The organism is Parapedobacter sp., from assembly GCF_053550995.1.
Genome location: NZ_JBMQOC010000059.1, coordinates 24,561 through 44,988 on the forward strand (window position 1 = coordinate 24,561; position 20,428 = coordinate 44,988).

The 20,428-nt window shown below is 50.6% G+C and carries 18 protein-coding genes; 10 read left to right on the forward strand and 8 right to left on the reverse strand.

Annotated elements, in window-relative coordinates; all coding sequences use genetic code 11:
• Positions 1–14 precede the first annotated feature (14 nt).
• Positions 15–3,248 (reverse strand): SusC/RagA family TonB-linked outer membrane protein, encoded by a 3,234-nt coding sequence (locus ACO1NT_RS08655; protein WP_449048188.1) that lies wholly within the window; start codon positions 3,246–3,248, stop codon positions 15–17.
• 514 nt (positions 3,249–3,762) lie between these two features.
• Between ACO1NT_RS08655 and ACO1NT_RS08660 the strand changes: the two genes are divergently transcribed.
• Positions 3,763–4,035 carry a hypothetical protein gene (locus tag ACO1NT_RS08660; protein WP_449048189.1) on the forward strand — a complete coding sequence of 91 codons (273 nt, stop codon included), beginning with the start codon at positions 3,763–3,765 and terminating at the stop codon, positions 4,033–4,035.
• Here ACO1NT_RS08660 and ACO1NT_RS08665 read toward each other — a convergent pair.
• The 5 genes from ACO1NT_RS08665 to lepA form a co-directional block, all read right to left on the reverse strand.
• Positions 4,028–5,296: a sensor histidine kinase gene (locus ACO1NT_RS08665; protein ID WP_449048190.1), complete on the reverse strand. Its 1,269-nt coding sequence runs from the start codon at positions 5,294–5,296 to the stop codon at positions 4,028–4,030. The two genes, ACO1NT_RS08660 and ACO1NT_RS08665, sit on opposite strands and share 8 nt — an antisense overlap.
• Complete coding sequence (locus ACO1NT_RS08670) at positions 5,297–5,971, reverse strand: response regulator transcription factor (RefSeq protein ID WP_449048191.1); 675 nt, start codon at positions 5,969–5,971, stop codon at positions 5,297–5,299. It abuts the gene before it with no gap.
• A 69-nt stretch (positions 5,972–6,040) separates the two neighbouring features.
• A complete protein-coding gene (locus ACO1NT_RS08675) occupies positions 6,041–6,382 on the reverse strand; it encodes a hypothetical protein (RefSeq protein ID WP_449048192.1) in 342 nt (113 codons plus the stop codon).
• A gap of 69 nt (positions 6,383–6,451) precedes the next feature.
• On the reverse strand, positions 6,452–7,330 hold the full coding sequence (locus ACO1NT_RS08680) for a bifunctional 5,10-methylenetetrahydrofolate dehydrogenase/5,10-methenyltetrahydrofolate cyclohydrolase (protein ID WP_449048194.1): 879 nt from the start codon (positions 7,328–7,330) through the stop codon (positions 6,452–6,454).
• Between the two features lie 153 nt (positions 7,331–7,483).
• A complete protein-coding gene (gene lepA / locus ACO1NT_RS08685; protein ID WP_449048220.1) occupies positions 7,484–9,274 on the reverse strand; it encodes a translation elongation factor 4 in 1,791 nt (596 codons plus the stop codon).
• A gap of 202 nt (positions 9,275–9,476) precedes the next feature.
• On the opposite strand from lepA, the gene ACO1NT_RS08690 reads away from it, so the two are divergent.
• From ACO1NT_RS08690 to ACO1NT_RS08730, 9 genes are all read left to right on the forward strand, one after another.
• Positions 9,477–10,457, forward strand: coding sequence for a GlxA family transcriptional regulator (locus ACO1NT_RS08690; RefSeq protein ID WP_449048195.1), 981 nt, complete (start codon positions 9,477–9,479; stop codon positions 10,455–10,457).
• 6 nt (positions 10,458–10,463) lie between these two features.
• Entirely contained in the window at positions 10,464–11,003 is a 540-nt protein-coding gene (locus tag ACO1NT_RS08695; RefSeq protein ID WP_449048197.1) for a hypothetical protein, read from the forward strand.
• Positions 11,004–11,125: 122 nt separating this feature from the next.
• Complete coding sequence (locus ACO1NT_RS08700; RefSeq protein WP_449048198.1) at positions 11,126–11,671, forward strand: OmpA family protein; 546 nt, start codon at positions 11,126–11,128, stop codon at positions 11,669–11,671.
• A gap of 4 nt (positions 11,672–11,675) precedes the next feature.
• Positions 11,676–12,854 carry an AIR synthase related protein gene (locus tag ACO1NT_RS08705; protein ID WP_449048221.1) on the forward strand — a complete coding sequence of 393 codons (1,179 nt, stop codon included), beginning with the start codon at positions 11,676–11,678 and terminating at the stop codon, positions 12,852–12,854.
• A gap of 2 nt (positions 12,855–12,856) precedes the next feature.
• A complete protein-coding gene (locus ACO1NT_RS08710) occupies positions 12,857–13,300 on the forward strand; it encodes an ATP-dependent zinc protease family protein (protein ID WP_449048199.1) in 444 nt (147 codons plus the stop codon).
• A gap of 24 nt (positions 13,301–13,324) precedes the next feature.
• Entirely contained in the window at positions 13,325–14,251 is a 927-nt protein-coding gene (rimK, locus tag ACO1NT_RS08715; RefSeq protein ID WP_449048200.1) for a 30S ribosomal protein S6--L-glutamate ligase, read from the forward strand.
• Between the two features lie 51 nt (positions 14,252–14,302).
• Positions 14,303–16,060, forward strand: coding sequence for an aromatic amino acid hydroxylase (locus ACO1NT_RS08720; protein WP_449048201.1), 1,758 nt, complete (start codon positions 14,303–14,305; stop codon positions 16,058–16,060).
• An 81-nt stretch (positions 16,061–16,141) separates the two neighbouring features.
• Positions 16,142–16,975: a prolipoprotein diacylglyceryl transferase gene (gene lgt / locus ACO1NT_RS08725; protein ID WP_449048202.1), complete on the forward strand. Its 834-nt coding sequence runs from the start codon at positions 16,142–16,144 to the stop codon at positions 16,973–16,975.
• A gap of 89 nt (positions 16,976–17,064) precedes the next feature.
• Complete coding sequence (locus ACO1NT_RS08730) at positions 17,065–18,282, forward strand: multidrug effflux MFS transporter (RefSeq protein WP_449048203.1); 1,218 nt, start codon at positions 17,065–17,067, stop codon at positions 18,280–18,282.
• Here ACO1NT_RS08730 and aroQ read toward each other — a convergent pair.
• Entirely contained in the window at positions 18,221–18,643 is a 423-nt protein-coding gene (aroQ, locus tag ACO1NT_RS08735; protein WP_449048204.1) for a type II 3-dehydroquinate dehydratase, read from the reverse strand. The two genes, ACO1NT_RS08730 and aroQ, sit on opposite strands and share 62 nt — an antisense overlap.
• 45 nt (positions 18,644–18,688) lie before the next feature.
• Complete coding sequence (locus tag ACO1NT_RS08740) at positions 18,689–20,332, reverse strand: gliding motility protein RemB (RefSeq protein WP_449048206.1); 1,644 nt, start codon at positions 20,330–20,332, stop codon at positions 18,689–18,691.
• Between the last annotated feature and the right edge of the window lie 96 nt (positions 20,333–20,428).

Sequence of the window (20,428 nt, forward strand, 5' to 3'; positions counted from 1 at the left end):
TTCTTCTCCCCCTATTAAAATCTAACATTAACATTAAACCCGTATATCCGGTTCGCAGGATTTACATACAGTTCACCGAACTGACCAGACAAATCCGAACCAACGGTTGAACCTTCAGGGTCGATATAATAATTATCAGACGCCGTCCATATAAAAGCGTTATTCACAAATGCCGATACAGAAATGGCTCCAAGACGGGTCGATTTAACCCACTTTGCAGGCACATCGTATGCGAGGGTAATATTCCGTAACTTAGCGTACGTACGGTCTATCAAATAAGCTTTACCACCATGACCCCACCCATTCAGGTTAAAGTAGTTCTGGTAGCTTTGGTCGGATAATTTGATGGCTGTTGTATTCTCTGCGTAAGTAATGTTTCCTTCGCCATCGTCGATTACCTGTACCGAATTGGGGATGATAAAGGGCCTACGGTCATTGTAGACCGTCACTACGCCATTCCCTGTAAACTGCATCAAGTTTTTCGTCCGCGAAAACATGCCGCCTCCGTAACGCACGTCAAACGCCGCACTCAATGTAAATCCATAAGCGGACAGTGAAGTGGTCGCACCACCGATCCATTTGTGGTTCATGTTCAACCCGGCGTCTTCTACATCTGTACCGATGACTGGTTGACCAGCACCATCCACAATTTGATAGCCATAATAGTCACTACTCTGATCAGTCACATATTGTGGCAAATAGGTATAGTATTGCCCCATTGGCCTACCTTCTTCGGCGTACATATACACGGCATCATTCCCGGCTGAGAAATCATAGATATTCACTTTACCGCCTTCAAGGCTCTCCGGCATCGACAATACCTTATTATGGTTGATTGCAAAATTCAAATCCAAGTCCCAACGGAACTTCTCGGTTTGAACAGGTGTTGTGTTCAACAACAACTCGATACCCCGGTTGCGTACCTCCCCAAAGTTGGTTACCATATTGGTAAATCCGGTTGAGGGGTCCACTGGTAAAGTGAAAATCTGGTCACTGGTTATGCGATTATAAAACGCGGCATCGATACCGACACGATTCTTCAGGAATTGCAGGTTCAAACCAGCCTCAAACTCGCTAGTCATCTCCGGCCGTAGCGTAATGCTTCCTGCGGTCCCACCCAACAGGAAGGCATTGACGCCATTCATCGGGAATGCGGCAATATCACTTCCATAATAGCCATTGGCATACCCCTGTACATAAATGTTACTGGTGCGATAAGGGCTTGCATCGGCACCGGTACGTCCGTACGCTACCCGTGCCTTACCAAACGAGAGAATGTCATTTTCAGGCAACACCTCCGTGAAAATCCAGCTCAACGTCGCCCCGGGGTAGAAATAACTGTTCTTGTTAATTGGCAAGGTGGAAGACCAATCGTTACGAGCGGTTAAATTCAAAAACAGCATGTCCTCGTAACCCAACGTGACATCGCCAAACAGGCCGATTAGCCGCCGCTTCGATTGTCCCTCAGACAAATCGGAACGTGTCGCACCATTGCTCAAATCCCAAAAACCGGTATAGAAGGATAGTCCTTCCGTTTCGCCCAACATATAAGTAGATGCCCGTTCATTGATATTCAAACCAGCTATCGCCGTCAATGTAAATTGCTCGAACTGGTTGTCATAAGTTGCCAAGAAGTCATGATTGAACTCATATGAACGGCCATATCGCGTGTAAACGCTACCGGTTTGGTTCATGTTACTAGGTGCATACCCATAATCCTCGTTGATCAAAGCGTCATCCAGCTTAATTTCGGGCGATCCGATTTTAATATCATAATCATTATAATCGTACCCAAAACGATAAGTAAGTGTCAACTCCTCAATGGGGTTAACATCCGCCTGTATCTTACCATATAGTTGCTTAGCATTTAACTGATTGTAGTTATTGGCTAGCGACCAGTAGGGGTTGGTAATACCATACGGAGTAAAATAGGCTTCAGGCGTATTAAATGGACTAGATAGATCCTGCATGTCGACGATGGATACGTCGCGAGGCATCTCATATAAACCGTCAATTACTGATGTACCTTGGAAACTGCCAACGGTATTCGTTTTTGATGTCGAAAAGTTAACAGAAGAGGAAACCTTGAACCAATCTGCACCCTCATATGTTCCACGATAGGCAATTGTATTGCGTTTGTAAGTATCCGCCTCGCTCGGCATGATGCCATCATCATTCGTGTTTGAATAAGAAAGGAAATAGGTACTTTTCTCGTCGGCCGACACACCACTCAACGAAACGTTATGGTTATTAGATACGCCGATATCAAAGAAATCACGTATATTATTTTCGCGGGCAGAATACTCATGGATCAACTGTTGGTTATTCCAGATCGGTCCGTATATCTGCATAGACCCATCTAGTCGAGGCCCCCAAGAACCGTTTTCAATAAACGTCTGCGTCCCGTTCCATCCTTGCCCGAAATCGTTCTGCATTTCAGGGAAATAAGATACCTGACGGAGCTGCAAGCCACCATTGTATTGAATGGTATAGTTGCGGTCAGCACCTTTCTTACCTTGTTTAGTCGTAATCACGATGACACCATTAGAAGCACGGCTACCATATAATGCCGTAGCAGCTGCACCTTTCAGAACGGTCATCGATGCGATATCGTCCGATGCAATATTACCCACACCGCTTACCGTAATCGAGTGCCCGCTTGTCTGGAATGTACTGGTTTGTAACGGCACACCGTCAATGACATACAGGGGTTGGTTACTTCCGTTGATCGAGCCAAATCCACGAATAACAACGGAACTAGCGGCCCCCGGGTCGGAAGCAGAAGATTGGATTTGCAAGCCTGCAACCTTTCCGGCAAGCGAACCGGTGATATTCGTGTTACGTGCGCGTGCGATCTCTTCGCCCTCTACTTTCGTTGCCGAATAACCCAATGACTTCTCCGAACGGGTGATACCCATGGCCGTAACGACCACTTCATCCAAAGCAGCTGCGTCTACCTCCAACTGAACATTTACCGCCGATTGTCCCTGGATATTCACCCTTTGTGTGGCATAACCGAGATAACGGAATTCCAGTTCCGTCGCCGTTTCCGGAACGTTGATGGAGAAAGTACCCGCCTCGTCAGTCTGGGTACTTGTTACCCCGCCTACGACAAGTACAGACACACCAGCTATCGGGGCACCGTCGTCTGACGATGTCACCCTACCGCTGATTCTCCTGTCTTGGGCATACGCCGATCCGATCAGCAGTATCCCCAACATAAAGAAACATAGTAATTTTTGTTTCATGCGTTTGTGAATTTGGTTAAAAAATAAAAAATTGAGAATAGTAATCGTGCCAAGCCCTTTCGTTATTGGGCCTGGTTATCCTAAAAACCACGACGGTTACTCGCCCGGCTTGATAATAAGTGAATAAAATCCTAACTGAAACAGTGCCGTTACTACTGTTGCTAATGAAAAGGTGGCGGCTAGTTTCTCTTCGAACATCGTCTTCACGTTCATTTAGATGTTGTGCAACAATTTTAAACCGTAACGATGGTACCGTGGCTCATCAATATTCCCATTAAATCTAGACGATTCATCATGTAAATGATTTATACACAAATAAATCCGGGAAAGAATACCAATCAATGCGTGCTTAAAATAGTGCTTTATGTGTGACTAATTCTATCGCTTTTGCAAAAGTACGATGTTTAGCCATATAACCAAATTATTAGGTAGAAAAAAGTTAAAAAATGTTAAGAATATCAGGGGGTTCCGATAAAATTTTTGTTACTTTGGCCATAAAAATTTTAAAAAAGCCATGAGCGCAAAAACCATTTCCGTCATCGTGCTGACCGTGCTGGTTACGGTTATCCTCATGAAAAACATGGATGAGGTGAACTTTTGGATATTCGGCACGCGGTCTGTCCCTAAACTCGCGGTGCTGGGCACCATGTTCTTTATCGGCGCCGTGGTAGGCTTCTTGATTGGCCGGCCTAAAAAGAAACGGCTCGATGACGGGCCCGAAACCGACGAGCCGCCCTTCGAAATCAAGAAGCCATTGGACCAAGACGATAACGACTACATCAACTAGGTATCCGGAACCTGAAACAATGCATCCCTTCTGCATACCGATAAGCCAAATCGGCACGGTGCAATTGGGCAATGGCCTTCGCCACCGCCAAACCAAGCCCCGTGGAAGTGGAATTTTCTGACGCCCGGTAAAAGCGGGCGAACATCTTGCTGGTATCCAATGGCTGCACCGCTCCGGTATTCGCTATCTCGAAACCCTCAGACGTAACCTTAATCCGGATATGCCCCCCCTCGTGGTTGTGGACGACAGCATTTTTCAATAGGTTGGTTATCAATACATCGGCCAAATCCGCATTGAAAAAAAGCATCAACCTGGCTTGCTCGATGATCTCCACCTTGATATTTCGGTAATGGAGCAATTCGGAAAAGTCATCGGCCTGCTGCCGCAACCGCGCATTGAAATCGAGCTGCTCACCAGAAGCGAACTGGCGGTTTTCGATTTTCGAAAGTAAAAGCAACGACTTGTTGAGCCGCGTCATACGCTCCAGGTAATGGATCGCGTTTGCCAATTGCTGCGCGTCGTCGCCCTTCGATTGTTCAAGTAGCAATTCGAGTTTGTTGATGGCAATCGCCAACGGGGTCTGTAACTCGTGCGATGCATTTTCAATGAACTGCTTCTGTTGTTGGAAAACCGCAATATTGGCTTTCAGCAGGTCTGCAACGGTATCATTCATGTCCTGAAACTCGGTGACCTTCGTCTGCGGCGGATTGAACGTCTTATCTTCGCCCAGCTTAAATGTCCGTAGTTCGTGCTGTAACTGATAAAACGGACGCCAGATTTTACGGAGCACGCGGTTGTTGATGATGAATGCACTGGCAATCACCGCAACGTACAACCACAGTAACGCATGGAGCAGATCGCCCACCAGATCTTCGCCTTCTACCATGGAAGTAATGATTTTCAGTTCATAATACTGGTTTGAGGGCGTGGAGAAATAGGTCGTGAGCATTCGTACCACTTCATAATCTTCCTCATACTCCATATACATGGACGTATCGGCGAATTGCTCCGTGGCTTGTAGGGCCAGCTCGCGCGGAATGGGTCGTATGGCATAATTGCTTTCGTCAAAACGGTCTTTCTGAAGGAGAGTCGAGTCGCGGCTTGCCTTTTTGATGATGAGCATTTTGTAGTTTTCGAGCCCATCGTCGATACTGTCGTACACCTCATCCATCATGCTGAAATAGAAAACCACCGCCCAGATACTCAAGATAAAAACCAGGGAAGCGGATAGGTAAAGCAGCGTATGGTTGAGCAGTTTCATCTAGACGGTCAACTTATACCCTACTCCATAAATGGCCTGTATCTCGAGGTTAGCACCATGGTTTTTGAGCTTTTTGCGAAGGTTCTTTATCTGGGAGTAAATAAAATCGAAGTTATCCGCGTTGTCCATGTGGTCGCCCCATACGTGTTCGGCCAATGCCGATTTATAGATGAGCCGGTTTTTATTCACCACGAAGAAGGCCAGGATATCAAACTCCTTTCTGTTGAGGTGGACTTCCGTGTCGCCAACGCGCAATGTGCGGGCGTCGAAGTCGAGCTCCATATTATTGAGCCGCACCACGTTGCCGCCGCCCAGTGCCTTGCGGCGTATCACTGCCTTGATGCGCGCGTTGAGTTCCGCCAGATGGAACGGCTTTGTCAAATAATCATCGGCACCAAGCTCTAGTCCCTGCAACTTGTCATCCAACGAATCTTTAGCCGAAATAATGATCACATTATCGCGCTTCTGCTTGGATTTCAGGGCACGGAGGAGGTTGAGGCCATTGCCATCAGGCAGACCGACATCCAGCAGGATGCAGTCGTAGTCATAAAGCGATATTTTCTCCGTAGCCGTTTGGAAATCGGGGGCTAGCTCCACGATATACTGTTCCCTGCTCAGGAATTGGGCGATGTTATCGCGCAATCCTTTTTCGTCTTCAACAATAAGCAACTTCATTTCCGGGTAATTTGTAGGGAACAAAGATACCGGGAAAATCTGTAAAAAAGCTGAACGGTTATGTGGTGGCTACTTTTTTAAATCGTTCTTCACATCCTCCGCAGCTTCGCTCACTTCGCGGCTCACTTTCTTGGCAGCATCCTTCACGTCTTGGGCTGCCGCTTTTGAAGCTTCAGTCACTTCTTCTTTCGCACGCTCGATACCGGCCTTCACACCGTCTTTGATCTCCGCACCTATAGCACCTATACTATCTCCGGCTTGTTCCAAGCTGTCTAATGCGGCATCCACCTGTTCGCCAACGGTGTGGTCATGTCCATCGTGGTCATGCGCATCATGCCCATCCATCTCATTGTTGCAGGCCGCAAATGTCAACGCGCTGGCAACCAATGCCATCTGTGCTAATTTGTTCATCGCTATAAATTTAAAGGAACCGTTAAATCATGAATTTTATACTTGAAGGCTGCATCGATTTCAAATCGATTAATACACACTCCCCTTAGCCGCTTCGAGCGTATTCTTCAACAGGCCAACGATGGTCATCAGGCCCACGCCACCCGGAACAGGGGTAATCCAAGATGACTTCGGGGCCACGTGTTCGAAATCCACGTCGCCATATAATTTATAGCCCGACTTGGTGAGGCTACTCGTTTCACGATTGATACCGACATCAATAATGATAGCGCCCTCCTTCACCATATCGGCGGTGATGAAATGCTTTTTCCCGATTGCCGCCACCACGATATCTGCACGAAGTACCTCTTCCCGGATGTCCTTCGTGCGGCTGTGGGTCAGCGTTACCGTACAGTTGCCCGGTGTACTATTGCGCGCCAACAGAATACTCATCGGGCTACCCACGATATTGCTTCGGCCCACCACCACAGCATGCATGCCCGTGGTGTCGATACCATAGTGATCCAACATCAACAAAACGCCGTAAGGGGTAGCAGGGATAAAGCAGGGCAAGTTGCGCTGCATCCGGCCCAGGTTGATCGGGTGGAACCCATCCACGTCCTTCCGGTAGTCGATCGCCTCGGTGACCCGGTCGGGATCGATGTGCCGGGGCAGCGGAAGCTGCACGATAAGCCCATCTACGCCGGGGTCTGCATTAAGTTCCTCGATTTTCGCGATAAGCGCTGCTTCCGTAATGCTTTCGTCATAGTGGATATTGGTCGACTCGAAGCCAACCAGTTCGCAATTACGCATCTTACTGGCCACGTACGTTTCGCTCGCGCCATCGTTGCCAACCAAAACGGCCACCAAATGCGGTTTTCGCCCAGCTGAGGCCAGAAATGCCGCCGCTTCCTTTTTGATGTCTTCTTTAATTTTCGCTGATACCAGCTTTCCGTCGAGTAGTTGCATATTTAGTACTTAGTAGCTAGTAGTTAGTACTTAGCGCTACTATTCAAGTAACTAGCTTGACTAACCGTTATAAACTTATCATTCATTTTTTTATCTTGCGTTAACGCGAGCAAAGAAGTCTATGTACTCGGTGCTAAATACTCAGTACTCGCGTCAATCCAATTTCAACACGGCCATGAATGCCGACTGCGGAATCTCCACATTGCCCACTTGCCGCATGCGTTTCTTGCCCTTTTTCTGCTTTTCCAGTAGCTTACGCTTACGGGAGATATCGCCACCATAACACTTTGCCGTAACGTCTTTGCGCAACGCGCGGATATTCTCTCGGGCGATGATCTTCGCTCCAATCGATGCCTGGATGGCAATCTCAAATTGTTGCCGGGGCAGGAGTTCCTTGAGCTTCTCGCAGATTTTCTTTCCAAAATCGTACGAATTGCTCCGATGGATAAGCGACGACAATGCATCGACCGGCTCACCATTCAGGCGGATATCCAACTTAACCAAATCCGATTGGCGGTAACCGATCTGATGGTAATCGAAAGATGCATATCCCTTGGAAATCGTTTTTAGCTTGTCATAAAAGTCAAACACGATTTCACCCATCGGCATCTCAAACACCAATTCCACCCTATCGGACGTCAAATACGACTGGTCAACGATGACCCCTCTCTTTTGTATGCACAGCGACATCACCGGCCCCACAAATTCTGCCTTCGTGATGATATTCGCTTTGATAAACGGCTCCTCCACAAATTCCAGCTTGCTGGGATCGGGCAGATCCGACGGATTATGTACGATTATCTCCGCATGGCTTTTGGTGAGGTAGGCTTTATACGATACGTTGGGCACCGTGGTAATCACCGTCATGTCGAACTCGCGCTCCAACCTCTCCTGGATAATCTCCATGTGCAGCATACCGAGGAAGCCGCACCGGAAACCGAATCCGAGTGCCGCCGAAGACTCCGGCTCGAAAACCAGCGACGCATCGTTGAGCTGCAAGCGGTGCATGCTCTCGCGGAGCTCTTCGAAATCTTCCGTATCCACTGGGTAAATGCCCGCGAACACCATCGGTTTCACTTCTTCAAAGCCCTTGATGGCAGACGCGCTTGGACGGGCTGTATGGGTAATCGTATCACCCACCTTCACTTCCCGCGCTTCCTTGATGCCCGAAATAATATAGCCCACGTCGCCCGTACGGATCACCTCCTTGGGTACCTGATTGAGCTTTAATGTGCCGATTTCGTCGGCGATGTATTCTTTGCCCGTAGCGATGAACTTCACCTTGTCGCCCTTGCGGATTTCGCCGTTCTCTACCTTGAAATAGGCCATGATACCCCGGAAGGAGTTGAACACCGAATCGAATATCAGTGCTTGCAGCGGCGCTGCCGGGTCGCCCACGGGCGACGGGATACGGTCTACGATCGCGTTGAGGATATCCAGCACCCCTAGCCCGGTCTTACCCGATGCGGGGATGATATCTTCCCGCTTGCCGCCGATCAGGTCGACGATCTGGTCCTTCACCTCCTCGGGCATGGCACCCGGCAGGTCCATCTTATTCAGTACCGGGATGATTTCCAGGTCGTGCTCTATCGCCAAATACAGATTGGATATGGTCTGTGCCTGGATACCCTGCGAGGCATCCACGATGAGCAACGCTCCTTCGCACGCCGCAATGGAACGTGACACCTCGTACGAGAAATCCACATGGCCCGGTGTGTCGATAAGGTTCAATACATATTCCTGGCCATCCTTCATGTAATTCATCTGGATAGCATGGCTTTTGATGGTGATGCCCCGCTCGCGTTCCAGATCCATATTATCCAGCAGCTGGGCCTGGGCCTGCCGTTGCGTGATGGTGTTCGTGTACTCCAATAAGCGATCGGCCAAGGTACTCTTTCCGTGGTCTATGTGCGCAATGATACAGAAATTGCGGATGTGTTGCATACAAATCGACTTCAAGCGGCAAAGATAGGTTTTTGGAAGGATATTTTCGGGCACAAATTTGTCGCGCACGGAGAGAACGAAATATAAGCAAAAGTATGCGTACTTTCGCATTAAGCGCAAAACGGAACACAACAAATTAGCAAAAAAGGAAAAGCGTCCAACAAAAATCTATTACCTTTGAGATAGTAACAATGGAAACACCATGCAACTGGCTATTATTTTAACAAGCAAATACCGACTGCTGAGTTTGGCAGCCATCGTTGATGTCTTCGAAACCGCCAACCGGCTGCTGCGTGAAGACGGGAAAGAGGGCCAGTACCAAATCCACTTCACCGGCACGTCGGAAACCAAGGCGATCCCGGAAGGCGTAGGCCACATTCCATACACACCGATTACAGGCGCGCAGCATTATGACCTGATTTTCGTACCTGCCTTTGGATCAGTTGATCTGGCCCAGACCGTAGCCGAAAACAGCGCCCTTTTCCCCTGGCTCCATGAGCAATATGCGCATGGTGCCATACTAGCCAGCAATTGCACCGGCGCCTTCCTTCTAGGAGCATCGGGATTACTCAATGGCCGGCAAGCCACGACCCACGTCGACGCGGCCGATAAAATGGCCGTGTGCTTCCCAAAAATCAAGCTCAAACGGGATGCCGTGGTAACGCACGATGCCAACATCTATACCAGCGGCGGTGCCACCAGTGGCTTCCACCTCATGCTGGCACTTATACAGAAACATTGCGGACGCGAAATGGCCGTCCGCATGGCCAAGATGTTTTCGATTGATATGGACCGCGAAAACCAATCGTATTTTGGACAATTCACTCCGGCAGAGGCGCACGACGATGAACTGGTGATGCGATTGCAACAGAAGATAAAAACCGAATTCAGCGCGATAAGGAGTTTGGAAGAGGCTATTGTGGATATACCGGCGAGCAGGCGCAATTTGGTAAGGCGCTTTAAGCACGCCACCGGGATGACACCCATCCGCTACCTGCAGCGCACCAAGATCGAAGCGGCGAAAAAACTACTTGAAAACACCGAGAAAGGGCTCCTCGAAATCATGTTATCCGCAGGGTATAACGACATGAAAAATTTCCGGCAGTTGTTTAAAGACAATACGGGTATGACCCCAAAGGCGTACCGGGATAAGTTTGCCATGCGATTCGATCCAATTATATAATACGAGATGATACGGATAGTCATTTGTTTAATCGCGGGGAGTTTCCTGACCACGTTGGCCCATGCCCAGATCAACCCCGGCGAAGAGAAAATCGTGGTGCCCCTGCCTTCCGAATACCGCTGGAAAAGCACGAAGATACCCAAAGATACCAAAGGCATTCGTGGTACCGCCTATACCATAAAGGGTAATGCCGCCGATGAGGTGGCCGTAAAGCAGGTCACCGTTACCACCATAGACCGAAGGTACTACCCCATGAAAGCCGAAGGCTCGCCCGAGGAAAAATGGCTATATGAAAAGTCCGGCTGCCCCGAGGCGACGCTGGAGGTGGTCGACAGAAAAGTGGTGGATGGCCACACCGCCATCCTCTACGCTATTAAATCCACTAAGATGCCCGATGGCCAATGTGGGTCGGCCAACCTGCTCACCTATGTGGTGGAAGGCCCCACCGCATTGCATACCGTTGAACTAACCATTCCCGAGGCGCAGTTTACGCCCGAACGGTATAAAAAATGGTGTGACGCCCTATTGCAAAGCCGCATTGAATAGCACAACCGTACGGCCAATCTGCGTTGGCACCATCATTGCGTGAAAAAACCGGATGAGGTATCCACATCTTATGTTATAATTGATAGATATTTCCTATGTTTACACCAGCAAAATTATTAAATATGAAAACCATAAACAGCTGTATATTAGCAGCCTGCGCAAGCGCACTAGCCTTCTCAACTCATAGCTGCAAGCCGAAACAAGTCGTTTTGCAACCGGCAGCAGAGGTCGTAGAACGGGAGGCTCCCGCCGAGCGCGTGGTCAAAGAAACCCCCAAAGAGGCTCCGAAGGAAGCGCCTACAACCGTTAAACCAGTAGCCACGACACCACCGAACTACCATTTCAAGAACATCCAATTTGAATACGACTCGCACGTATTGAAAACAAACTCCTATGCCATCCTTGACCAAATTTCGAGAGAAATACGGAAAGATAACGATGAGACGTTCATTATCGATGGCCATGCTTCCATTGAAGGCACTCCCGAATATAACATGGAACTCTCGATCGACCGTGCCAACGCCGTGAAGCTCTACCTCGTCAACTCGGGCGTTCCAGCAGACAACCTCACGGTAAAGGGCTATGGAGCCACACGGCCAACAGCTTCGAACGATACGGAAGCCGGTCGAGCACAGAACCGACGTGTGGAGATCAAGCATGTGGATTGAGGGGATGACGGAGCTGAAATATAACCAGCGTGGCGTATCTGCCGGCAAAGAGGACGTCCACAATGCCATAAAAGATATAGACAAGGGGTTGTTCCCGCAAGCGTTCTGTAAAATCATCCCCGATGTATTGGGTGGTGACGAGGCGTGGTGCAACATCATGCATGCAGATGGTGCCGGGACCAAATCATCGCTCGCCTATGTATACTGGAAGGAAACGGGTGATGCTTCCGTATGGCGGGGTATCGCCCAGGATGCCATCGTGATGAACCTCGATGACCTCCTCTGTGTGGGCGCTACGGATAATATCCTGCTATCCTCCACCATCGGGCGCAACAAAAACCTCATCCCCGGCGACGTCATTGCTGCCCTCATCAACGGCACGGAAGATATCTTGGCCGAGCTCCGCGAACTAGGCGTCGGCATACACGCCACAGGCGGTGAGACCGCCGATGTGGGCGACTTGGTGCGGACCATCATCGTAGACAGCACCGTCACCTGCCGGATGAAACGCGAGGATGTCATCTCAAATCACCGCATACAGGCAGGTGACGTCATCGTCGGGCTAGCGTCTTATGGACAAGCCAGCTATGAACAAGCCTATAATGGCGGTATGGGCTCCAACGGACTGACTTCCGCACGTCATGATGTATTCAGCAAAGCCATTGCTGAGCAATTTCCCGAAAGCTACGACCCCGCCGTTCCCTACGAGTTGGTGTTCGCTGGCACCAAGGGTCTCGCAGACACCATCGAAATCCCTGGACATGGGCCGACGACGGTGGGGAAATTGGTACTGTCCCCCACCCGGACGTATGCTCCAGTGATCAAACAGGTGCTCGACAGCTATCGTGCACAGATACACGGCATGGTACATTGCAGTGGCGGCGCCCAAACCAAGGTGCTACATTTCATCAACAACCTCCACGTAATCAAAGACAACCTGTTCGACATCCCCCCCCTCTTTAGGCTTATTCAAGAAGAGTCGGGTACTTCCTGGCAGGAAATGTATAAGGTTTTCAACATGGGGCACCGCATGGAGTTATATGTACCCGAAGGGGTCGCACCCGACATCATCCACATAGCCAACGAATTCGGGATTGCTGCACAGGTCGTCGGCCGCGTGGAGGATGCCGCCACCAAACAGGTAACCATCAAATCGCAAGTTGGCGAATATCAATATCATTAATAGTGATCAAGACCGAAACCATCGGTTGGAAAGAAATCGTGGATTTGCCTGATTTGGGCATCCATGGCGTGGCAGCAAAGGTTGATACCGGTGCCCGCACATCTGTATTGCATTGCAGCCATATCCAACTGATAAAAAAGGGCCGTAAACAATACGTCGAATTCCGACCGTTGGATGATGGCCACCAGCCACCCACCGGCACGTATACCCTTCCGTTCCATAGCGAACGGAAGATAAAGAATTCATTCGGACAAGCGGAAAACCGCTACATCATCAACACCACCGTTTCCCTATTCGGGGAACAGCACAGGATTGAAATCTCGCTGCGCGATCGCTCGGGCATGGAGTTCCCGATGTTGTTGGGACGTAGCTTTCACGGTAAGAGATTCGTCGTCGATGTGGCACGGTCAAACCTATCCGCCAAATCGGTCAGCAACAAACGATAGGGTGAAGCAAATTATATAGCACACGTGAAGATAGCAGTATTATCGACAATCAAAAGCCTGTACTCAACGCGCAGGCTGGTAGATGCCGCCCAGTCGCGGGGCCATGAATGCGTGGTGATAGACCACGGCCAATGCTACGTGGGTATCCGGCAAGGGCAACCCAGCATCCACTACAAAGGTCAGCACCTCACCGATATCGATGCCGTCATTCCGCGCATCGGTGCCTCGGTTACCTTCTATGGATCGGCCATCGTACGGCAATTTGAAGTGATGGGCGTGATATCAGCCAATCCCAGCCAAGCCATTACCCGCTCGCGCGACAAGCTACGCTGCATGCAGATCTTATCCGGCGCAGGCCTAGGCATGCCGATTACCGGTTTTGCCCGACGCACGCACGACGTGGATGACTTGATTAAAATGGTGGGTGGCCCACCGTTGGTCATCAAGCTGCTCGAAGGTACCCAGGGTATCGGAGTCGTCTTGGCCGAAACCAAAAAAGCGGCATCATCGGTCATTGAAGCGTTCTATGGCCTAGGTAACAACATCCTCATACAAGAATATATCAAAGAATCACGGGGTACGGACATCCGTGCATTCGTAGTAGACGGTAAGGTGGTAGGTGCCATGCGCCGTACCGCCAAAGAAGGTGAATTCCGTTCCAACTTACACCGGGGCGGTACCGCCGAGGTCATCAAATTAAATAAGGCAGAGCGCGAAACCGCCGTTCGCGCAGCAAAGGAACTGGGGCTCACGGTTTGCGGCGTGGATATGCTGCCGTCGGACCGCGGGCCGCTGGTACTAGAAGTCAACTCATCGCCCGGACTGGAGGGCATCGAAAAAGCAACCCACAAAGATATCGCGGGCACCATCATCGCATTCCTCGAAAAGGAATACATCCTCAAACAACAGGCAAAGAAAGAACGGAAAGTGAAGGCGGGGCAGAAACTCTAATTTAATCTTCAAATGCTCGTAATTTCGTATCTTTACGGCGCACGCATTTGAATGATGAACACCTACGGAAACCCTATCCTTGAGCGGCTTCCACTCCACCTGAAGCAATACCTCGTGGAGCAGCACTATGAACGGTACACACCCATTGACCAAGCGGTGTGGCGGTATGTGATGCGGCAGAATTACAGTTACCTGAAGGATGTGGCCTATTACCCCTATATTCCCGGCCTGCGGGCTGCCGGACTGAGCATTGAACATATTCCCGACCTGCAGGCCATGAACGACAGTCTCCAAAAAATCGGTTGGGGCGCAGCCACTGTCGACGGATTTATCCCGCCCGTAGCGTTCATGGAATTCCAAGCGCACCACGTGCTCGTCATCGCCGCCGATATCCGTCAGCTGGTACACATCGAATATACACCCGCCCCCGATATCATCCACGAATCTAGCGGGCATGCTCCCATCATTGCCGAGCCCGATTACGCGAAGTACCTCAGCCACTTCGGTGAAATAGGCAGCAAAGCCATGTTTTCGTACCGAGATTTCGAACAATACGAGGCTATCCGCAAGTTGTCCATCCTCAAAGAAAGCCCCGATGCGGCGGCCGCTGAAATAAAGACGGCAGAGGCCGTGCTTGAACGCATACAGGCCGACATGGGGGCACCGTCGGAAATGGCCTTGCTTAGCAGGCTCCATTGGTGGACCGTCGAATACGGGCTGATAGGACCCATCGATGCGCCGAAGATATACGGCGCCGGGCTACTTTCCTCTATCGGCGAAAGCGCCTCATGTATGCAGCCCGATGTGCCCAAGCTACCTTATTCTTTGGATACCGTAAACTACCCCTACGACATCACCAAACCACAACCGCAATTGTTTGTAACGCCCACCTTCGAACACCTGCTCCATGTACTTGAGCGGTTTGCCGATACGATGGCCTTCCGGGTTGGCGGCAAAGAAAGTATCGATAAAGCCATCGAATGCCAGAACGTCTGCACCGCGGTCTACAGCTCCGGGCTGCAGGTATCGGGCATATTTACCGACACGGGCAACGACAGCTACCTGCAAACCCAAGGTGCTACCGCATTGGCCGTAGGCAACCGCCAGTTGGACGGCCACGGAAAGGCAAGCCACCCCCATGGCTTCGGGTCGCCCGTAGGCCCCCTGGCAGGAGTGGCCCGTAGCTTGGAAGATTTTTCCGACGTGGAATTGGCCAACATCGGCATACACCCCGGCGCCCGCGTGACACTGGTGTTCACCCGGGGCGTTACCGTCATAGGGAAAGTGGTCGGCATTTCCCGTGCCAATGGCAAAATTATATGGATTGCTTTCCGAGATTGCAGCGTAACGGATAACCGTACCGGCGAAGTTTATTTCAGGCCCGAATGGGGCAACTACGACATGGCCGTAGGTGACCGTATCGTTTCCGTCTTCTGCGGTGCCGCAGATAAAGAAGCTTACGAACAAGTGTCACTGGTCTCGAAAGCGTACACGCCTACCCACGATTATCCCGACCAGACCCTGCAGTTGCATCAGCTATACGCCACTTTACGCCAAGTGCGTGAATCGGACCACGACGGCGATACCCTGCTACCGATATGGCACCGCATACAACAACACCATAACGACGATTGGTTGTGTGCGCTGGAACTGCTGGAAGTGCTCAAACATAGCAACCACATGCCCCAAGTGGCCAAAGACATCGAAACATGGCTCTTGCGTAAATCGGACCGCCAACCCCAACTCCGCAAATTAATTACCGACGGATTGGCACTCATTGAACAACCGGGAGTTGATTTGAGGATGTGATTGATCCCCTACTATTTTGAGGTTGATTTACCGATTGTCGGGGGATAACGCTATATTTACCGACCTAAACATATCATAGCCATGATAGACAGCATATTAGGCGCAATCCATTGGAATACGAGACCAGAGATCTTCAGTATCGGCAGTTTTGAAGTGCGGTATTACACGTTATGTTTCCTCCTAGCATTCATTACCAGTTATGTACTGATGCTTCACATCTTCAAACGCGAAAATAAATCGCAGGAGCTATTGGACCAACTGAGTATCTACATTTTCGTGGGCACCTTATTGGGTGCACGGCTGGGTCATTGCCTTTTTTATGAGTTTGATTACTACATGGCCCATCCATTGGAGATGATATTGCCCTATACCTTTGATGCTAACGGCAACTTCATGCTCACCGGCTTCCATGGGCTAGCCAGTCATGGCGGAGCAGTGGGTATTTTGATCGGTCTTTTCCTTTTCTGCAGGAAAACCAAAACCAATTTCCTTTGGCTCACCGATCGGCTTGTCATCGTCATACCGTTAGCGGGAGCGTTCGTGCGCATAGGGAATTTCTTCAATTCCGAAATTATTGGACTACCATCGGACCTCCCTTGGGCCGTGGTATTTGAGCGGGTTGATAGCATTGCGCGCCACCCAGCCCAGCTGTACGAGGCGATATGCTACATCCTCATCTTCATCTTATTGTGGAATGTATACCACCGCAAGCCGAAACTGAAACCCGGTTTCCTGTTCGGTTTGTTCTTGATCCTCCTTTTCGGCGCCCGCTTCGCGTTGGAATTCCTGAAGGAGAACCAGGAAGCTTTTGAGGAAGGAATGACGTATAACATGGGCCAGTTGCTCAGTCTACCGTTTATTGCCATTGGCGTATATCTGCTATTCCGACCGCATAGAGCGGCCGCCGCGAGTTAGGTTGAGGGATCTGCAGTTATCCCTCCGGCACCGTTTTTGACAATGAGCGAACAATAGGGCAAAGCCAAAATGTTACTTTTGCAAGCCTCATGACAGTTACGCAACGGCACCGGTTTTTCGTCTTCGTTACCCTCGGGCTGCTCTCGGCCATCGGTCCGTTCTCTATCGATATGTACCTACCGGGCTTCGACGCCATTGCAGCAAGCCTGGATACGACCGTCGCGCATATCCAGCTATCGCTTACATCCTTCTTCATCGGTATCGCCTCCGGCCAGATTATCTACGGGCCGTTGCTCGACCGTTTCGGCCGTAAGGCACCGCTTATCGTAGGATTAGTCATCTATATCTTGGCCTCCATCAGCTGCGCCCTGACCAATTCGGCCGACCACCTCATTGCTTACCGTTTCGTGCAGGCATTGGGTAGCTGCGGCGGCATGGTCGCCTCGCGTGCCATGGTGCGCGACTTCTTTGGTCCCACCGAAAGTGCGAAGGTTTTTTCCATGTTAATGCTCGTTATCGGCATCTCCCCCATATTGGCACCTACGGTGGGTAGTTTCGTGATGGCACATTGGGACTGGCACGGCATATTTGTGGTGTTAGCGCTTATCACCACCGGTATCCTGGCAGCTGTCGTCTTCTTCCTACCCGAAAGCCAGGGCCCCAATCCGGCCATGTCGCTCATGCCCCGCCCCATTACCCAATCGTATTGGCAGGTATTCCGGAACCGGCAATTCATTACTTATGCGTTTGCCGGTGGACTGGCATCGTCTGGATTGTACGCCTATCTGGCGGGGTCGCCCTATGTGATGATCAACCTTTATGGCCTGGATGAAAGCCAGTATGGCCTCGTATTCGCCCTCATTGCATCCGCGCTGATTACGGCGAGCCAGCTGAACCGGTACCTGCTTACCAAATACAGCAGTGAACAGATCGCCAAAATCGCGCTCATCGTACAATCCTCCATCGGGCTCCTGCTCCTTGGCCTTTGCCTCGCCGGCTATATCAACCTTTTTGTGATGGTCGCACTGATCTTCCTGTTTCTCGGTTCACAGGGCTTTGTCTTCCCCAACACGTCGGCACTAGCCCTTGGCCCCTTCAGTAAATTAGCGGGCAGCGCGTCTGCACTATTGGGCAGCTTACAGATGGCTTGTGGGGCATTGTCTTCCGGACTGGTGAGCTATTACCATAACGGCACCACGGTGCCCATGGCAGCAGTGATGGCCGGCTGCGCCAGCTTGGCCATGCTTATTTTGGCAGTAAACTCGCTACGGCCAAGCGATAACCATCAAGGCCGAAGCCACAGATAACGCCTTTACAATTTTTGGCCAGGTACGAATGGTGGCGGTAAGCCTCGCGGGCGTATACGTTGGAAATGTGCACCTCAACCACCGGTGTGATCACGGCGGCGATGGCATCGCCGAGTGCCAGCGACGTGTGCGTATAAGCCCCCGCGTTGAGCACGATCCCGTCGGCCGAAAACCCCTCTTCATGGATTTTGTCGATAAGCTCCCCTTCGTGGTTACTCTGGAAATAGGACAGCTCCACCCTGGGGTATTCCGCTTTCAACCTCTCGAAATAATCCTCAAACCGCTGCTCGCCATAAATACCTTTTTCGCGCACGCCCAACAGGTTCAGGTTGGGGCCATTGATGATGATGATCCTGCTCATAGTGGTACAATATCAAAAAAAAAGTGGAGATAACTCAGCGCCTGTTTAAAAATCGTAATACAAATTTCGGAAGGATGCGCGCAAACCGAGTGTCAGCATGCCCGTTTGATGGTGCTTACCTTGCTCGGGCACCCCATGCCGCCGATAGACCGCCCCCGCCTCTACCCGCAGGTTATACTTGGGGTTGAACAGGTACGATATACGTCCGTCGGCGTATAGCAGGTTGTTGCGTACCCCCTGGGCGATCCGGTTGTCGTACACCTGCTGGTGCGTCGCATACGACTTGAAGATATCACCACCCCAATTGGTGGTCGAATCGGGATCGGTGCCATATTGCCCCCAAGTGCCTTGGAACGAGAAATCGAACCGTTTGTACGAGTAATTCAATATACCCACTAGCTCCCGGAAATTGGCGCCCCAAGGGTGAGCCAGCGGCTGGCCATAATTGCTGTAGTTGCTTACCGGATCGAAATGGGTATAGGTATAAGGTCGTGCCGTATTGTACTCGGCGAGGAAATTCAAGTCTTTGACGCCGAACGCATCAAAGCCACGGAAACCAAGCTGCGCGGCCCATTTGTTGTTCACGTGGCCGTTTCCGGAGAAAAATTCTTTCGCCGTAAATTCGCCCAGCAGGAACTGTCCGTATACGGTGAGGTTGCGCAATGCCTTGTATTTGGTATTCAATCCGAGGTGCATCTTATCCGGCGACGAAGTATTCGTCAGCTCCACAGGCCGCATGAAAATAATCGGATTGAGGTAATTGAAATCAAAGCCTCGCCGTCCGGCAGCGTTCCGGGCACCCCATACCACCGACTGGAAAAGCCCTACAGAGAATCGGTTGGTTACATTCCAATCGAGGTATTGGAATGCTCCCCACTTCCAGTTATCGCCTGCACGACTTACGGAGTCGAGCGAACGAGGATGCATCGGGTCGAGCATATAGGCCCACATGCTCATGTACTGCACGTTGCCCAACTCGCCCGTCAATTTCAGTGCGGTGTAATTGGATGATACGTCCGACAGCAATACGGACCGATATCCGTCGCCTATAAAGTTCTTGTCGTAAGCCAAGGTAACGTTCAGGTAATCGTTTACCGTATAAGATAGGACGGCCGACCCGTACATCCAGTCCTTTTTGCCGGGGTTGTCGGCCATAGATTTTCCGTAGCCCTGGCCTGGGGTGACCGTGTGCGTAAAGATATACTTATCGAGGTAATCGGGGAACACGGCCTGGTTCTCGAAGAAATTCACGTACAGGGAGAACTTATCCTGGATGGTTAGACCGGCCTGCGCGCCACGGGTGTTAAGCCAGGTCGTGCGCCCACCGCCGGCGAAATCACGGCCAACCTGGAAATCGGGCAGGAAGTCCGCATAAAACGTATAATCATCGTCGCCCGCTTCGACCAGGTGCTCATTGTATAGTTTGCGCCCGCCCCACGAGTACCGCTCATACACCCCAAGTTGCATCAGCGAATCGTACCGTGGCACCAGGGCCTTACCCATAATCATGGGCTTCACGGCCGTATGCAGACGGGTATCGGTACCGTAGAGCGTACTATTCAACTTTTGGTAAAAATGATAGGAATACGGTTGGTAGGTTGCCTGGGCGGCACTACGGTGTGCAAAGCCACAACCGAATGCAATAACCAACAACAGCCGGAAGCGCTGAAAAGATAAAAGTTTACTCATCGTGTATCAGTCAGTCAGCAAAGATAACATTTGCCTTCCAAGAATTGAGCCATAATCCAACCTCCCTTCCTATTTGCTACTTTTTTTGCATATTGC

Bases quoted from the DNA above. Each gene is read 5' to 3' on its own strand.
- ACO1NT_RS08655 (WP_449048188.1), bottom strand. From the start codon at position 3,248: ATGAAACAAAAATTACTATGTTTCTTTATGTTGGGGATACTGCTGATC.
- ACO1NT_RS08660 (WP_449048189.1), top strand. From the start codon at position 3,763: ATGAGCGCAAAAACCATTTCCGTCATCGTGCTGACCGTGCTGGTTACG.
- ACO1NT_RS08665 (WP_449048190.1), bottom strand. From the start codon at position 5,296: ATGAAACTGCTCAACCATACGCTGCTTTACCTATCCGCTTCCCTGGTT.
- ACO1NT_RS08670 (WP_449048191.1), bottom strand. From the start codon at position 5,971: ATGAAGTTGCTTATTGTTGAAGACGAAAAAGGATTGCGCGATAACATC.
- ACO1NT_RS08675 (WP_449048192.1), bottom strand. From the start codon at position 6,382: ATGAACAAATTAGCACAGATGGCATTGGTTGCCAGCGCGTTGACATTT.
- ACO1NT_RS08680 (WP_449048194.1), bottom strand. From the start codon at position 7,330: ATGCAACTACTCGACGGAAAGCTGGTATCAGCGAAAATTAAAGAAGAC.
- lepA (WP_449048220.1), bottom strand. From the start codon at position 9,274: ATGCAACACATCCGCAATTTCTGTATCATTGCGCACATAGACCACGGA.
- ACO1NT_RS08690 (WP_449048195.1), top strand. From the start codon at position 9,477: ATGCAACTGGCTATTATTTTAACAAGCAAATACCGACTGCTGAGTTTG.
- ACO1NT_RS08695 (WP_449048197.1), top strand. From the start codon at position 10,464: ATGATACGGATAGTCATTTGTTTAATCGCGGGGAGTTTCCTGACCACG.
- ACO1NT_RS08700 (WP_449048198.1), top strand. From the start codon at position 11,126: ATGAAAACCATAAACAGCTGTATATTAGCAGCCTGCGCAAGCGCACTA.
- ACO1NT_RS08705 (WP_449048221.1), top strand. From the start codon at position 11,676: ATGACGGAGCTGAAATATAACCAGCGTGGCGTATCTGCCGGCAAAGAG.
- ACO1NT_RS08720 (WP_449048201.1), top strand. From the start codon at position 14,303: ATGATGAACACCTACGGAAACCCTATCCTTGAGCGGCTTCCACTCCAC.
- lgt (WP_449048202.1), top strand. From the start codon at position 16,142: ATGATAGACAGCATATTAGGCGCAATCCATTGGAATACGAGACCAGAG.
- ACO1NT_RS08730 (WP_449048203.1), top strand. From the start codon at position 17,065: ATGACAGTTACGCAACGGCACCGGTTTTTCGTCTTCGTTACCCTCGGG.
- aroQ (WP_449048204.1), bottom strand. From the start codon at position 18,643: ATGAGCAGGATCATCATCATCAATGGCCCCAACCTGAACCTGTTGGGC.
- ACO1NT_RS08740 (WP_449048206.1), bottom strand. From the start codon at position 20,332: ATGAGTAAACTTTTATCTTTTCAGCGCTTCCGGCTGTTGTTGGTTATT.